The 16,874-nt window shown below is 25.1% G+C and carries 9 protein-coding genes; 1 reads left to right on the forward strand and 8 read right to left on the reverse strand.

From position 1 onward, the window contains the following. Positions 1-619: 619 nt before the first annotated feature. The 5 genes from AMYT_RS07975 to AMYT_RS07995 all read right to left on the reverse strand — a co-directional run bounded on the left by AMYT_RS07975 (position 620) and on the right by AMYT_RS07995 (position 11,852). On the reverse strand, positions 620-2,461 hold the full coding sequence (locus AMYT_RS07975; RefSeq protein ID WP_162919488.1) for an HsdM family class I SAM-dependent methyltransferase: 1,842 nt from the start codon (positions 2,459-2,461) through the stop codon (positions 620-622). Beyond that, the gene (locus tag AMYT_RS07980) at positions 2,454-4,103 is read right to left on the reverse strand and encodes an ATP-binding protein (RefSeq protein WP_114842024.1); all 1,650 of its coding nucleotides are present in this window, start codon (positions 4,101-4,103) and stop codon (positions 2,454-2,456) included. Before AMYT_RS07980 ends, AMYT_RS07975 begins: the two co-directional genes overlap by 8 nt. Further along, positions 4,096-7,449 carry an Eco57I restriction-modification methylase domain-containing protein gene (locus AMYT_RS07985; protein WP_114842025.1) on the reverse strand — a complete coding sequence of 1,118 codons (3,354 nt, stop codon included), beginning with the start codon at positions 7,447-7,449 and terminating at the stop codon, positions 4,096-4,098. The genes AMYT_RS07980 and AMYT_RS07985 overlap by 8 nt, the downstream gene beginning before the upstream one ends. Positions 7,450-7,460: 11 nt before the next feature. Then, positions 7,461-10,649 carry a helicase-related protein gene (locus AMYT_RS07990; RefSeq protein ID WP_114842026.1) on the reverse strand — a complete coding sequence of 1,063 codons (3,189 nt, stop codon included), beginning with the start codon at positions 10,647-10,649 and terminating at the stop codon, positions 7,461-7,463. A gap of 93 nt (positions 10,650-10,742) precedes the next feature. Further along, positions 10,743-11,852, reverse strand: a complete 1,110-nt coding sequence (locus AMYT_RS07995) for a tyrosine-type recombinase/integrase (protein WP_114842027.1) — start codon at positions 11,850-11,852, stop codon at positions 10,743-10,745. A gap of 115 nt (positions 11,853-11,967) precedes the next feature. Between AMYT_RS07995 and AMYT_RS14960 the strand changes: the two genes are divergently transcribed. Then, a complete protein-coding gene (locus AMYT_RS14960; RefSeq protein ID WP_162919489.1) occupies positions 11,968-12,144 on the forward strand; it encodes a hypothetical protein in 177 nt (58 codons plus the stop codon). Between the two features lie 267 nt (positions 12,145-12,411). Here the strand turns inward: AMYT_RS14960 and AMYT_RS08005 are convergent, their stop codons facing one another. The 3 genes from AMYT_RS08005 to AMYT_RS08015 are packed head-to-tail and all read right to left on the reverse strand — an operon-like array spanning position 12,412 to position 16,859. Beyond that, positions 12,412-13,905, reverse strand: a complete 1,494-nt coding sequence (locus AMYT_RS08005) for a DUF2779 domain-containing protein (protein ID WP_114842028.1) — start codon at positions 13,903-13,905, stop codon at positions 12,412-12,414. Between the two features lies 1 nt (position 13,906). Continuing rightward, positions 13,907-15,001, reverse strand: a complete 1,095-nt coding sequence (locus AMYT_RS15050; protein ID WP_196779644.1) for an HNH endonuclease family protein — start codon at positions 14,999-15,001, stop codon at positions 13,907-13,909. Then, positions 14,994-16,859, reverse strand: coding sequence for an AAA family ATPase (locus AMYT_RS08015; RefSeq protein WP_114842029.1), 1,866 nt, complete (start codon positions 16,857-16,859; stop codon positions 14,994-14,996). Before AMYT_RS08015 ends, AMYT_RS15050 begins: the two co-directional genes overlap by 8 nt. Between the last annotated feature and the right edge of the window lie 15 nt (positions 16,860-16,874).

Raw genomic sequence — 16,874 nt, forward strand, 5'->3', positions numbered from 1 at the left:
AATGTTCATAAAACTATATAAGCGGTAGAATGTAAGGACTGCACAGTAAGCGAAATCTTACAATAAAAAATAAAACTTGCATAAGGTGAGAATGAACTCACCGAAAATAATCACAGCCAAATAAGAGACCAAATCAGCAAGGTGTGAGGAAGTGTATGTGGTACGATTCACCTTGGAGATGCCCGCTCATCTGCGAAAGCAGTAGCAAGAACATTCCTATATATTTACTAGTTAATATATAAAACAGAGGTTTTTAAAGAAGTAATGATACTTTTACTAGATTTCTAAATATATAGGTTATTAGATAAGGGGAGCCGTCTAGTGTAATTATGTTGTAGATTAAGAGCTGAACAATAATCTACTGTCTTTAATCACTTTTTGTGATACTGCATAGCTTAGGCTACAACCATACGGAGAATATGTCGCATGGGGATATAGTATTAGATAACTTGTCCTATCGAAGTTGTTAAATCCAACTTTGACGATAGGGCAAGTGTCACCAGACTAACCTCCAAAGTCAGAACGCTAGGGATATTCAACCCTCACGGGAAACTTGAACTTTGAGGTAGTGGTGACACTGAGACAAAAAAGTGTGGAGAATACTTTATTATTTTTTAAATTATATATGTATATTATATAAAGACTCTAAAAATATATCAATTTCTTTTTTTTCTGTTAAACTCAATAAATATTCTTTTTCTTTATCTGAAAAATCATAAATTCCAAAGTTTTTTATATAGTTCCGTCCTAATGAGTAATAATTAGAAGAATAATATTTACTTGTTGATTTTACATAAAACCAAAAGAGACTAGATCTAAATATTTTACTTAAAATTTCAAGCTCTTCTTTATTGTTTGATAAAGCAGCCATCCCATTATTAAAATATAAATCAGTATCATCACTTATTAAACAGTTAAATCCTTCATTAGCTAATTGAGGGAAAAGAAGTTTATAATTGGTAACTTCCATAGACTGATTTCTTCCATATTCATACCAAAAATATTTGCCTTTACCTTTATCTCTTTGATTTAAACTGTCAATATGAGATAATAAATAATCATGTGCATGTGGATAGTTTTTCTCAAATTCATTTTCTTCTATTAATATTGGCTTATCATCTATATATGTGTAAGGGAAAATAAGATTTTCTACTAAATTATTAATATCCTCTTTATTTGCTAAATAATTAGAGTTAACTATTCTTTTGCAAATGTCTTTTTCAATTTTTTTTCCATTTTCTAAGTAAAAATATTTTTTATCTTCAGAAACATGCTTAAATATAAATATACTATTTCTTAATGTCGCAATACCACTTTTAGTATTGTAAATCTCACCTAATGGTGTACCTGTAGATTCAATTCTTCTAATTATTTCAGTATTTTTTAGATGCCACCCTTTGGTATTATCTAAATGATCATAAGAAACTTTATTATAAAAAGGTATTTTAGAAGTTAATTTTTTACTTTTTTCTATTGTATAATGAATATTTTTAGAATACTTCTTCTCTAAAAAACATATGCAAGTATAAGTAGTTTTATCTTCAAAAATTTGTTCATCTTCAAAGTCAATAATTTTTAATAATATACTTTTCTCACTAAAAAAATTTCTAACGGCTCTACCATTTAAGCTTTTTATGAATGTACTAACTGTAATAAAACCTAAGACACCATTCTTTTTTAATAATTCATATCCTATCTGGAAAAAAGGAATATATAGATCAGGATGCCCACTTTTACAAACACTCCAGTTTTGCATTAAGTCTTTTGTTTCTTTATCCATGTTTCTGGAACAAACATAAGGAGGGTTACCCAAAATTATATCAAATCCTCCTGCATGTTTAAATTTGATATTACTTCTGTTCCAATCAAATGTTAAGGAATTTCCCACATATAAGTTAAAATCAAAGAACTCTTCATCTTCATTATTAAATATTGCATATAAAGATAGTAATATCTTAGCTCTATTTATACTATACTCTTGAATATCAATTCCAAATATATTATTAGTATAAATATATTTAAAAGAATTATTAGTTTTTGCTTTTAATTCATCTATAGCTTCTAATAGAAAACCACCAACACCACATGCAATATCTGATACTAATATTGTGTTATAATCTTTAATTTTTGTATCATTAAAAGCTTCTTTTGTTATATATTCTCTTATATTCTTAGGTGTATAAACTGCACCATTTATTAATTTATCATTGCCAGGAATCACATACTCAAAAAGCTCCATAAGTGATTCAAAACAAAACTCTTTATAATACTTCTTTATTAAATTAATAAATTCCTGAAAGAAGACAAAATCCTTATCCTTTTCATTAATGATCATACTTTGTATAAATTTATTTTTTACTTTTGTTATTTTATGTTTATCAATAAACGCAGATACTAATAATCTATCAATCTGTTCTTCTTCATTATATGCATTTAAAAATTCAAATATATCTTTATTCAACGCTTTCCTCATATTGTGTAATTAATCTATCAAATTCTTCAATATATGATAGTGCTCTTTCTAACTCAACTTTATATAATGGCCTAGTTAAATCATTATGTGACTGTGGATGTAGTACATTTTTTAAAATAAACCTAATATTCTCAAATTCAACTAAATAAAATTCATTATCTATTTTTTCAATAGCTTCATCAAGTGAAGCTGAAAGTAAAGTAGTAAAATGAGTACATTTATCTATTCTTTGATTTTCTGGTATGCTCTGAAGATTATCAAAACATTTTAAATTGTTAACTATATCTTTTAATAGTTTTCCAGTTTTCTTAATTAAATCATGGTTTGATTTAATTTTAGATAAATGAATTTTTTCATCTAAATTATCTAGTTGTAAATATTTGTCAAATTGCCATTCAACTTCTTTTCTTAAATAATTAGCACATGCTGGATAATCTTTATTTTCAAAATGTTGTTTAGCAGTAGTTAAATTATTGTATTTTTCTCCATATTCTTTTATAAAAGGTTGCTCAATATTTTCTTGATCATCAATATCTAGATACATTTCAAAATATTTCCATTTAGTTCTATCTCTAAATTTAAAAAGTTCTCTTGATTTTTCATAAAATGCTTTATCATGTGTTAGTATTATTATTTGAAATCTACTTATTAAATCATCTTCTAATAAAATTGATAGAAACTTTTCCCTATTTGACATATCTAATGAAACTAGCAAATCGTCTAGTACTAAAATGTTTATAGATGAATCAATATGTTTAATTTTTGTTATAGCAAACCTAATTGAAAGTGCAATTGCAGTTAGTTTTGCTTCATTGAAGAAACTTTGAGCTTTTTTAATAGGTATTATGTCTGTAGAACTTTTTTCCAGTTCAACATTAAGTTTTATTTTTGGTTTTTTAAAAACTCTTTGTGTTGTATAATTTCCATCTTCTATTTCAATTGAAATATTAAGGTTTTGATATGAAAACTTTTCTAAATATTCATTTGCTAGTTGTGTAATTCTAGGTGCTAGTGATTGAAGAAAACTATTAAATTGTGTTATTTTAGTTGTTAAACTAGTGAATTCAGATCTATTAGCTCTTGGTTTAGGCTTTAATTCTACTAACTTTAGAATTTCATCCCACCATTTAGCTAAACTTTTTGTTGAAACAATTATCGAATGAAATATTTCATATTCAAATAACTTAAAGAGATCTATATCTTCTTTATGTAAAAAGTCAAAAAACCTAAATAAATATTTATAGCTAATAAAATCACCAGTGTAACAACCTTTTTTTATAAGTGAATCATCTTTGTTTGTATTTATTAATGATTTTGAAATTGTAAAAGTTTTGTCAGCATGTGTTCCTGATTCATCATTTAATAAAAGTTCAATTTTTGAATTGTTTTCATCTTCTTCATAAATATTGATTAGTGAATTTTTATCGTCATCTAGTGTAAAGTATTTTTTAATTTCTAAATCATCTTCTTTAATAGAACTTTGAAAAAAAGTATATAGTGCCCAATAAATTGTACTCTTACCACTACCATTCTCTCCATAAATTAGAATGTTCTTATTATTAAAAAGTAAAGGATCAGTATTTTTGAAAAATTTAAAACTCTTTATATTTAATTTTTTTATTTTATACATAAAAAGCTCTCTTTATCGGAACTATTAAATCTTTTAACTCAATATCTATTAAAGCTAAATTATTTCTTACCTTATTTTCATTTCTATTCAATTGATCATATAAAGAATTTATTTCTTTATTTATATCATTATTATCAATATTAAAATCTTTTAGTTTTAATTCATCAAGATTTAGGAATGAAATGTTTTTATTTTTAAATTCTTTTCTAAAATATATTTCATATACCATAGCATCAATAATTTCATAAAATTCTTTTACTAAATATTCGTTAGAAATATAATTATTAATCCTTTCTTCTGATGAATTGATATAAATTGTATAATCTATGAAATTCTCTATTAATTTTGATTCTGAATTACTAACATTAGGAATAGGAAAGTTTTCTATATATCTTGGCATATATCTATAGTATCCATTTGCAAGAGGAGTTCCAACTTTTTGTAAATACCACCACATTAGTTTAGAATTCAATATTGCTAAGTAAAATTTGTAATCTTCTTTTATTTCAGGGTATTTTTTATATCCATAAACTGTAGTTGTATGATAAAACTCTCCATTTTTATCATAGGAAAAGTCTCCACCTTTTGAAATATCCCTAGCAACTATCTTAGGTTCTTCAACTCCAGTCATTCCTTGTTTTCTACCATATTGATACCATTCACCATCTATATTAAATTTTCCTCTTTCTCTTGCTCTTAAAATATCTTCACAATTTTTTAAATATTCATAAGCTAAAGGATAGAGCTTTAAAATTTCATTTTCTGGAATTAAAACTGCTTTTTCTTTACTTTTTTCTATTTCAATAATATAAGGAAAGATCACATGGATTGATGTAGATAAATCTTTATATTTAATTACATCATCACCTTTTAGTAAAGGTTTAAGAATACCTTTCTCTATTGTTATTTCTTTTTCTAGTATATTTGAATATCCTGAAATCAAAGTATCCGAAATACTTTTAGAGTCATGTAAAAAGTAGATATTATCAGAGCTTGTTTGAAGTCCAGTGTAAATTCTTTCAAAAATATCTTTGATTTTTTTAGGATGACTTCTTAATGTATCTAAAATTTGATTAGAGTTTTTATCAACAAGAATCCAACCTTCATCAGTCAAGTTCTCATAATCAATATTTGCGTAATCATCAAAAGTTATATTATCTAAAAAACTTTTTAATTCGATATTAGTTTTTAAATCTTTATTTAACTGTAAATAGTTAATTGTAGAAGTATTGTGCTTTAAGAAAATTAATGATGTGTATGTTGAAGCATTAAATACTTGATAATCTTTAAAAGAGATAAGCTTATAGATTTTTTTATGTGCTTTTTTTCTTAATCCTTTCCCAAATGCTGAGTTAATCCACCTATCAGGCATAATGAAATTTACAATACCTTTTTCTGTTATTAAATCTAGGGCTCTTTCTGTAAAGACTACATATAAATCATAACTTCCAGTTGCAGATATATAATTTTTTTTGTAGGTTTCAGATATCTTTTTATCTATATTTTGAATTCTCATATATGGTGGATTTCCAATAACTAAATCAAATTTATTCTGAAAATCAAACATTAATTCAATATCAATTTTTTCAGCTACATAAGTCGGACTAAAAGGATTATAGTTACATAAATCTATTTTATCATTATTTAATTCAAGAATACTCTGATATTCTTTGACTATTGTATTTTTTTCTGTAGAAATAGCATCAAAATATTTGTTTTTTAAACTATATAGTTTGCTAATTATTGATCTATCTAAGCCTTTTTTTGATGAAAGTAATGTATTTGCACAAATAAATTTAAATTCTAAATTTGGAAGAGGTTCTATTCCTCTATTAGTTTTAGTATCTAGAACTTTTTCGTCTACTATTAAAGATAAAAATGCTCTTAGTTTAGTAATTTCAATAGCTATAGAATGATTATCTATCCCATAAATTGAATTTCGTATAACAGATAATTTTCTTATATAGTTTTTATTTCTAGATTTATGTTTTTCTTTAAAATCTTTACTTTGTAAATTAAACCAAATCTCTGCTTCTGGATCAATTAGTTCTAAAAGTTTTACAATCTTTTGTAATAGACCTATTGGGAAAGCTCCACTTCCACATGCTGGATCAATGCTTTTTAATTTAAATAGAGCTGTTAATAATTCTGTTTTTTCATAGTCTGTATTAACTAATTCATATTTATTTACAAGAGATTTAAGTGTATTGATATCAATTGAAGTATTAATGTCTAAATATTCGATTAGAGATTCATTTATCATGAAGTCAACAATTTCTCTTGGAGTATAATATGTTCCAGATGCCTTTCTTGCACTTTCATATGTACTTTCATTAATTTCTGCAAGTAGATTTTCAAATACTCTACCAAGCATTTCAGGATCAATTGATAAATCATTATCTTCTATAGAGTTTTCGTCAATAGAAAAGTTAAATTTATTTATATGTATAAAAAAATCATTAAAAAAAGCATCATCTATATCTAATATATTTGAACTATTGTAAAAGTCTATAGCCAATGGTTCAAATAATCCCCCATTAAGAAAAGGAATTCTATTATCCCTAAATTCTTCTTTTCGATAAATATGGTCTGTGTTTAACTGTTCAAAAAATAGTGGTTCTAATACCTTATGATAATAATTGTTTATTAAATCAAAAGTATTATTTGGGATAAGATTTTTTTTATTTAAAAACTTAATAAATATTAACCTACCAATTAGTCTAATAGAAAACTCTATTTTACTATCTTGATTTTCTAATGGATAATTTAGATATCTATTTAGTAAATCATTATATAAAGAAATTATACCTTTATAAAATTCTTCTGTAACTTTTTCCACACTAAATATATTTATTAGATCATTAAACTTTGGATATTGAAGTTGTTTAAGTTGATTATATGCCGTTTTAATAGGTATATCTTTCCCTAAAACATAAGTATATCTTTTTAAACTATTTACAATTTGTTTATCATCTTCATCATATGAAAATGCAATAAAAGATAGTCTCCAAACTTCTGGTTGCATTGGATTACAAAAAACTGCTATTGCTCCATCCAAAAGAACTTGTTCCTTAGTTTTTTTAACGAGAATACTATTTAATGATACTCTATTATTTTCTATATCAGTATTTTCAGTTGTTAAAACTTCAAAAAAGCCCACTTCTTTACCATCGTCTAAATCACAAGAGCCAATAAATTTATATTTTTGAATATGCTTTTTTTCAGTGTGTGTTAATGGCTGTTCATAACCTAAATTATTCTCTTCAAAACCATAAAATTTATCAAAGATAAATTCTTTGAATCTTTCATAGCTATATTCTGATTGTAAAAATTTTTTAATATCCAAAATATATTCCTTTAAACAAATGTCTCACTAAGTACAATGTCGATATTTATCTTTTTTGTTTGTTTTTTTTCTTTTTTATTAAATAAATTATATTTATTTTGTAGCTCTTCAAGTTTTAACATAATATCTTTTGATTGATATTTTTTTGAAATTGTTATTACCTCTTTACTAAGGTTTTGAAGCTTACCTTCTTTTATAGTTTTAATAAATATTTCATAAAGTTCTCTCTCTATATATTCTTTATCAAACCATGATTTAAAAAGTTTAATTGCTTGCTTATCACTTTTATGTTCTACTTTTATATTAGTAGATTGAACAGTCACATTTGAGAGTTCCTCTTTATAGAACTCTGTTGCTTTTTTTACATGCTCGTAATGAAACTCTTTAATAGGAATTATAGCTTTCTCACTTTTTATAGTTTTTAAATTCTTTGCCATTTTTACAAAACTTATAGGCTCACAAGTTTGAGTATTTACTTCATAGTAATTTTTTGCTTCATAGTTTTTAATAAATACATATGATGTATCTTTTTTATCTTGAAGTTCTCTTTGTACTCTTACTTTTTTAGGTAGTTTTTGTAAAAACTTAAAAGTTTTAGGATTTGCTTCTTTAAACTTTCTAATCTCTTCTAAAAATTTCAATTCATCATCAGGCTTATCAAAATCTATATCTTTTTCAAATAAAGAAACTGTTCCTACTTGTTCATTTTTTGAGTAAATTTGACTATCTTCACCTACTGCATGGTGAAATGTTTGTAGTTTAATAAAAGCTTTTTTAGATAATTCAATTAAACTTTCACTTTGTGCTGTTGGTTTAAAGTTATATATAAAAATCTCATTGTGCTTTGTGCCGATACGATTAATTCTTCCAATCCTTTGCATAAGTCTTGTAGAGTTCCATGGAATATCATAGTTATATATGATATTACTTCTATGCATATTTACACCCTCACTTAAAGTGTCAGTTGAAATAATTACATTGTAATCGTCTTTTTTCTTAGGATAATTAGCATCAAAGTTTTCTCTAATAGTATCTTTTAGTTTATCTCTGTTTTCTCCATGAATAGTAAGAACCTGTTTATATCCCTTTAAATTCTCATCAAGATATATTGCTGTTTGTTTTGATTCTGTAAATACAACAATTTTATCGTTTTTATGGTACTCAATTACTGACTTAAATGCATCTAATTTAGGGTCATAATCAATATCAGCCCACATCTCAACTAATTCATTAAAAATAATTAAGTCCTCTTTTAGTTGAGTTAAATAATCATCTTGAAAATCTGAAGTATCAAATATTTTAATTTTTTCATTTTCTAAAAAGGAATCTACTTTATCTAAAAAGTCATCTTCACTCTTTTCAATCAATTCATAAATATCAAAAAACTTTGCAGGAATATAAACTTGTCCCTGTTCAAACATATTGATTAACATTTCAAGATTTCTTTTTTGTTTGAAAAGTGTAGATTTAAAAGCTACAAAAGAACTCTCTAATCTTTTTACTAACATTGTTTTCATAATATCAGCAAGACTTAATGCACTTTTTTCAAAAAATCCCTCTTGAACATCACCATATTTTTTTTGCCCCTCTTTTGTAAGGTTTGCTAAAATTTGATATCTATAATATTTTAAATCTTGTGTTAATATTGAAATAGTTTTATCAAAAGTTTTTAATAAATTATCATCAAGTTTATATTCTAACTCTTCAACAGGATTAATTTTTGGAATATTTAACCCTTGCTCTTCTAGGTCTTTTTTATATATTTCATTTGTTTGTATATCTGTTCTTGTTCTTCTTACCATTACTTCTCGTAAAATATTATCTCTTACCTTTTTTGATAGCTGTTCTAAGTCTTTTAATTCATTTTCAGATAGTTCACTTTGATTTTCTTTTTTACCTATAATCTCTTTATATTTCTTATCAATACCCGCAAAAAAAGTCTCTAAATTTGGATGTGAATCAATAGTAGAATTTCTTTTATCTTGAAATAAATACAACTGATTTGCTATATCTTGGGGTTTATTGTTTAATGGTGTTGCTGATATTAATATAATTTTTTTCTCATATTTAACATTTTCTTTACAAATTCTTTCTAACTCTTTATATCTTGAAGTTAGGAAATTCTTGAATTTATGAGATTCATCAATTATCACTATTTCATAATCTTCTGTATCTTTAATCTTTTCTAATGCACCATAAGATTTAAAATCAAAATGCCTAATACTTCCTATTTGAAATTTCTTAAATGTTTCCTTCCACTCTTTTTCAATAGAAGGTGGTGCAATAATTAATATCTGTCCTTTTGTTTCAAAACATAAGTTCTTTACAATCATTGCACTTGTAATAGTTTTTCCAAGTCCAACAACATCTGATAAAAAGAAACCGTTATGCTTTTTTATTTTAGATAGCCCTTCATTTACTGCATCTATTTGATAAGCTAATTTCATAAAGCCTTTAGGTAAATCTTGAGCAACTGATGGGTCATAATTAACTCTTTCTTCAAAATGTTCAATTAAAAATTTTAAGTATAACTCATAAGGAGTAATCTCTTTTAGATAACTATTTTGTTTAATAGTTTCTATATCAGCTTGTGAAACTTCAACTGATTTTGCCCATAAATCATTGAATTCATTTAATGCAAATTCAATATCATCACTATATTTTAGTTCAACATTGAACTCATAATTTTTTGATAGTCCATTCTCTGTTAAATTTGAACTACCAGTTATAACTGAACCCCTATACTCAGTTGAATTATCATGTCTTTTTATTTCATTTTCTCTAAGTATATATATTTTAGAGTGAATATTTTTATCTTGTGATATCCTAATTTCTAGTCTATCCTCTGCAATTAACTTAATAAATTGATTAACACTTTCATCTATTTGCTGAGAATAATCTTCTTTTGATAATACATCTTTTTGGTTGTTTATAAACTCTTGACTAAATTTTTCATATTCTAATGAATTAAATTTCTTACCTCTTGCTTGGGCATCATATGTTAGCTTGTCAATATTTATACCAACTAATATTCTAATTTTGTCTATATCATTCAATAAACTGGCAATCTTTTTAAAACCACTAATTCTAAAATAACCAATTAAAAATTCTAAGTTTTTAATATCATAATGCGTGAGTATATCTTTTAATCTATTTTCTAATGTATTTGTATCTTGATTTGTAAAAAACTTTGAACTCATTGCTTCTTTAACTTTCTTGTAATCTATATAAAATATATATTTTATCTAATAACTCTAAAAATTTAAATGAAGAGACATACTTATTTTTAATATTTATATATCCATTAAACTTTTTATCAAACTATCCACATGCTTTTCACCACTACTTTTACTTAATTTTGCATATCTCATAGTTGCATTTATATCATTATGATTCATAAGTTTTTTGATTGTAAGGATTGGTGTTTCATTTATAGCTAGTTGACTTGCAAATGTATGTCTTAGTGTATGAATAGTTACTTTGTTTAATGGTTCAATTCCCTCTGGATTAAAAAGAATATCAAATATAGGTTGCAATTTTCTATAGTAGTATTGATTTGTATAATTTTGATTTTTTGTAGTTTTAAATAAATAGTCATCTTTTTTAATATTTGAATCAGCTATGAACTTTTCTATTTCATTCTTAAGTTCATCATTTACAAATCCATAGTACTCACTGCTATTTTTAAAATCATACAATTTTATAGTACCATTTAATTTAATATCTGATACTTTGATATTACAAATAGTTTGTAATCTTCCACCTGTTGCTAAACTCAACATTACAAAATAATAAGCTGTTTTATCATTTTTTATCGTATCTATCAATTTCTTAATTTCATCAATTTCTAAATATCTTAACCTTGAGTTATCTACTTTTTGTTTTTTTATTCCTTTGCAAGGATTTTTTTCAAGAATTTCATTTTCTATCGCCCAAATAAATATTGCTCCAACTTGTTGCATTATAAAATTCACAGTCGCAGGCATAAGATCTTTTTGAATTTCGACTTGAAAGTTTTCCATATCAGCTTTTGTTATTATTTTTACAGCCTTAGTACCAATAAAGTGTTCATTTAATCTATTTTCTACTCTTGATCTTGTTTTTTTATTTTGTTTGTTATAAAGCTCTTTATAATCATAAAACTCTTTTGCAAGTTCTAATAGTGTCTTAGAATTTTTTTTAGATGCTATATGAGGTAGTTCTTCTCCCAATCTTTGCTTTGTAACTATTTCATTTCTCTTTTGATGGCAGAATGCTTCTCTTATACCCTCACTATGTAAGCCTATTTTTAGCCAAACTTTTTTATCATCAACTTTATAAGTTATATCATACGACTTATCACCATTACTTAGCTCTCTATAATAAACACCAGGGTACTTTTTAGATTTTATTCTTTGTGCCATAATTTTACCTACTTTTTATGCTACCCCAATAGGTTATTTTAGCTACCTTATAGCTACCCTAGAAGTGTATAAATATGTTTTTAAATGTATTCATTTGTAAAATCATAACTAAAAAATGCTTAGACAAATCCCTATTTGTAGGCTTTTGTATTTATTTGTACTTTTATGTAAAATTAATAGTATAGATGATATGCTTTTATACCAAGGTGTTTTAGCATTTGAATACTTTACTGATACAAAACTTGATGAAAATACTATCGAAACTATGAGACAAGCACTAAGAGGAGAATAAACTTTTCCTTTTAGCTACGATAAAAAATAGTAGCTTTTAAAAGTTGATTTTTGATAAATTCTTTAAAAACAAACTACTGACTATATCTCATATTTTAACAAACATATATCAATCAAGTACACTAAATTAAAAAATTTTTAATAGCCTATGAAGAATTTAAAGATTTATTTATAACATTTCCATGTGAATCTACAATAAATATTTTTTATCCTTCTTTTTACTGTCTATATCAAGTTATAATTTATACATTGTAAGCTATTTAATAATTCATATAACAATATTACGAAGTTTTTCTAATACTTTTACCATAGCCAAAGTATCAAGTTTACAATACTCCAAAAGTGAAGTTCTTATCTTTTGTTTTTCTTCATCATCTAGCTTTGAAAGATTTTCAAAGGCATTCATAGCTTGGCTTCCATTTTGAACTCCATCAAGTTCTTTGTATGCTTTTTTAAACTCTGGAACAAGTGCTGGTAAAACGTACTTGATAGAGTAACTTCCTTGCATAGAGGGTGTAACATACCACTTCTTTTGAAAAGGAATCATCAAATCTTGTATATTTTCATTTATAGCTAGTAAATGAGTACTTAGGTCTGGAAAAAGGTTTGCTAATCTTTTTATAACACCTTTTTCAAAACTCATATTATAAGCTAATACGGTAACATTACTTGGTATATCTTCACAAAGTCTAAGAGCAAGTTCATATCTACTATCTACACTATCCTCACTCAAATACTCTTTATGCTCCAGTAATTTATTTTTTTGGCCATCTTCATACTCTATATGAAGTGAGTATTGAAATGGTATTTGTTCAAATGGTTTTAAACCTTTATATTGAGGAATTGCTTGTTGATAGGTTTCAAAGTCTAAGTGATAGATTGGGTAAGTTAGACTTTGTAAAAATGATTTAATATTTTCTATATCTATATAGGTAATTTTTGATTTATAGTTTTCAACAGCTTGTGATTGAATAGAAGTCATATCAAAGTCATGTGGTACATCATCTATATTTATAATACCTCTATTGTAAAGTTCAATTTGTTTTTTACTTCCAAGATTGAAAATATTAAATATAGAATACTCAGGTATATCCCTTTGAACTTTCCAACAATAGTTTTTAGCATCACACTCATATGGTTTATTACAATGACTTCCTATATCTATATCTGGCTCATTTTCTTTATCTTCAAGATAGGTTTCAAATTCTTTTAATATGCTTGGGATATTTGACTGTAATTTTTGTACTTCACTTGTGACATCAACTATTTTAAATAATTTGTCTAGTTCTAAACTCTCACCTCTTACATACTCATTATTTATATGAACTACGCTTGCACTTTTTATACTAAAACCTAAGTTTTGAAGTATATAATACTGAATAGATACATCATAAAGATAGATATCTTTTACTTCAGTGGAACTTTTAACCTCATAGATAGATACACCATCATCTTTTACTTTTAATATATCTACCATAATAAGTATGCCCTCATAGGTAAAAGTAGCTTCGTAGATATTTGATATACCCTCTTCCATCCACTCTTTTGTAGTAGATATCATCTCATCATAGTTTGTAGTATATGGCACTTCCTTGCCATCAGAGAAAAGCTGGCAAGCTAAGTCCCCTACTATATTACCTGTTTCAAATATAGCCTGTGCTTGCTCATCTGGTGGTGTTAAAACACTTGGCTTGTATTTTTTAAGCCAAAGTGCTTTGGGGCATTGGATACCTTTTGTGTAGAGGGATTTAGATAGGTTCATATTATATTAACCCAATATCTTTACTAATATCTCTAATTAGCTTACTTAATGGTCTTTTATGTAAATCTTCATCTTTTAAATAATTACAAAATAAAAACCTATAAATTTCATCATCTTTCAATTTGAAGTTTTCTTTTAACTCTTTAATATATGACTTTGTATAAATTGTTTTTTTCAATAATAAATCTAACACAATATCTTTATGTTGCTCATACAATAAATTTAATTTAAAATACTCATCATTTGTTTCAACACTATTTGTTTTATTAAGTATAATATCAAATCTTTCTTCCACGTATTTATTCTTATTTATTTGATAAAAGCTGATATTTTTAGGTTTATATTTAAATTTAAAATCAAAAAAATTCATTTCATATGGACTTTTTAAATTATCTTTAAAAGCATCCTTGTCTTTTTTTGTATGATTACATATTTGACAACATGGAATCAGATTGTAGAAACTCATAGCTAGAAATGGATAAATTGATTTTGGGTAAAAATGATCAATTTCAGGTCTTAATCTATTTTTCTTTTTATTGACAGTAAAAATGTAATTTCTATTACAATATGGGCAAGTCTGTAAATTATGGTTCATAACAAAAAAATATCTATCATATCCCTTTATTTTATCCCATTTATCATTATAAAATTTTATAAAAAATTCTTCTAATATTTCATAGAATTTATCTCTATATTGTATAGTTAAGATATGATTTAAACAAGTAACTCTAGTTCTATTTTGCAATAAATATCTTTGGTAGTCTCTTTTTTTATTCCCTCTAAAATTTAAGTTATTTTCTTCTAAAATAGTTTCTAAATCCTTTACTGTAAGTTTTTTATAATTGAAAGTAGAGACAATAGGAAAACTAGTTAATAAATTATTGTAATTTGATATTAATGCTCGTAGTGTACTAACATCTCCTATTAATATATCTTTTATATTTAAAATTATCCAATTTAGTAGTTGATATTCAATTCTAACAATTGGTATAGAATTACGTTTTCTTATTAATGGACGTAAAATCCTAAAATAAATTTTTTGTATATGTGTATCACGAAGTTTTATATTTTTACTATCAATAGGAATATTAATCATTATCTCTTTCTTCCAATTGAGCTTCAAGCTCTTTAATTCTTTTTAAATATTCATCTTCTTTATTTATTACAATTCCATAAAATTCATTATATAAATTTTCAAGTTTTCTTTTTAAAAGTTCTTCACCAACTAAATCAATTGTATATTTTATTTCTTGTTGAGATAAATCAATATTATCTATCCCTTTTGTAAGATAGTTTAATATTTGTTCTAGTCTTTGCTTAGCAAATTCACCCATAAGTCCTTCTCTCATAAAAAAACCATGAGATAATAAAGTATGAATATTGGCTCCAAAAGTATCTATTTCAGGGTAAACTTGCTTACCTTTTTCTAAAAAGACTATATTGTCTTTTGGCATATCCGATAATATAAAGGGAGAATGTGTCGTCAAAATAAGATGTATATTTTGGGTAAAGTTTCTTTCTAAAAACTCAATCAAATATTTTATATAACTTTTTTGCCATTCAGGGTGTAAAGTTACTTCACCTTCATCAATCAATAGTATAATATTTTCTACCTCTTTATTTTCAACTTTTAAATTCATAAATGGATTATCTTTATAATTACCTTCCAAAAAGAAAAGTCTACTAAATTGGTATAAAAATGTTTCTTCACCACTACTTAAACCTCTCCAGCTAATATCCCAAAAATATTCAGATTGTTGAATCATTTTTTCATATATTTCTAGAAAGTCAAAATTATTACTTTTAATATCTAACTCAATTTCATACCGATTACGAACTAGAGTATGTCGAATATTTAATTCTTCTATTTTTCTTAATAATTTATCAGCATTTTTAAAAAAATTTTCCGTATATTCTGTTGTAGCCTTAGTATTCTCATCTATAAAAAACTCATACCCTTTTAATGTCATACTTACATTATCATAAAATTCTTCTAATGTACTTCCCATCTTTAAACCTAATACTATATCAACAAGTTCTTCTGAAATTGGATTATTTAAATCTTTATTTTCTAATAATAAAGCAATTACTAAATTCATTTTTACATAATTTTTAAAAATGGTTTCTTCATTATTATGGTTTTTAATAACTTCTAAAATTTTATTAAACTTTATATTATTTGAATCTTTTATTATTTTTTCAAATAGTCCTTCAAAATTTATATTTTTTATAACTAATTTCTCTGGAAGTTTAAAAGGAACAATTAGTCCATTTTGTATAGCAATAATTGCGCTTTGTATCTGCTGTATTCTATAAGAGCGATAAACTTTATCAAAACCTGTCATGGATTCAGAATTAGCTCCTTGAGTTTTTGTCTCTATTAATTTTCTTTGATTTAATAAATGACTAGTTGATATATTTACCATATTACTATAACTATTATTTTCAGAAAAAATTGGTAACATTAAATCATTTTCATTTAATAAATTACTGAGATAAACACTCTTGGTATTCTCCACTTTTTGCATGTCACTTACAACTTTTATATAAAACTCATTATTATCTTCTAACTCATCAATAAAAATATAATCAAAGACACCTCCTCTTAATGCACCATGTAAAGATAATCTTCTGTTGACTTTATCAAAAAAAATAAAAAACACATGTCTATAATATATAGGATCATACTTGTTTGACAATACTTCAAGTAAACTACTTTTTCCTGAACCATTTTCTCCAGCTATAGTAGTTAAATTTATTTTTTCTGGAAATATATTGATATTATTTTTAGCTGTTATTTTTAATTTACACCCATCTATCATTTTATCACAAGTTATATCTTCACAATTTTTTTCATATCTTGGGAAAAAATTACAATCAAACTTTGAAGAGAAATTAAAACCTTGTTTTTTAATGTTTTTATACTCTTCAATCCAAAGATAAACTAATTCCATATTTTCCTCTTTTAT

This window comes from Malaciobacter mytili LMG 24559 (assembly GCF_003346775.1).
GTDB lineage: Bacteria > Campylobacterota > Campylobacteria > Campylobacterales > Arcobacteraceae > Malaciobacter > Malaciobacter mytili.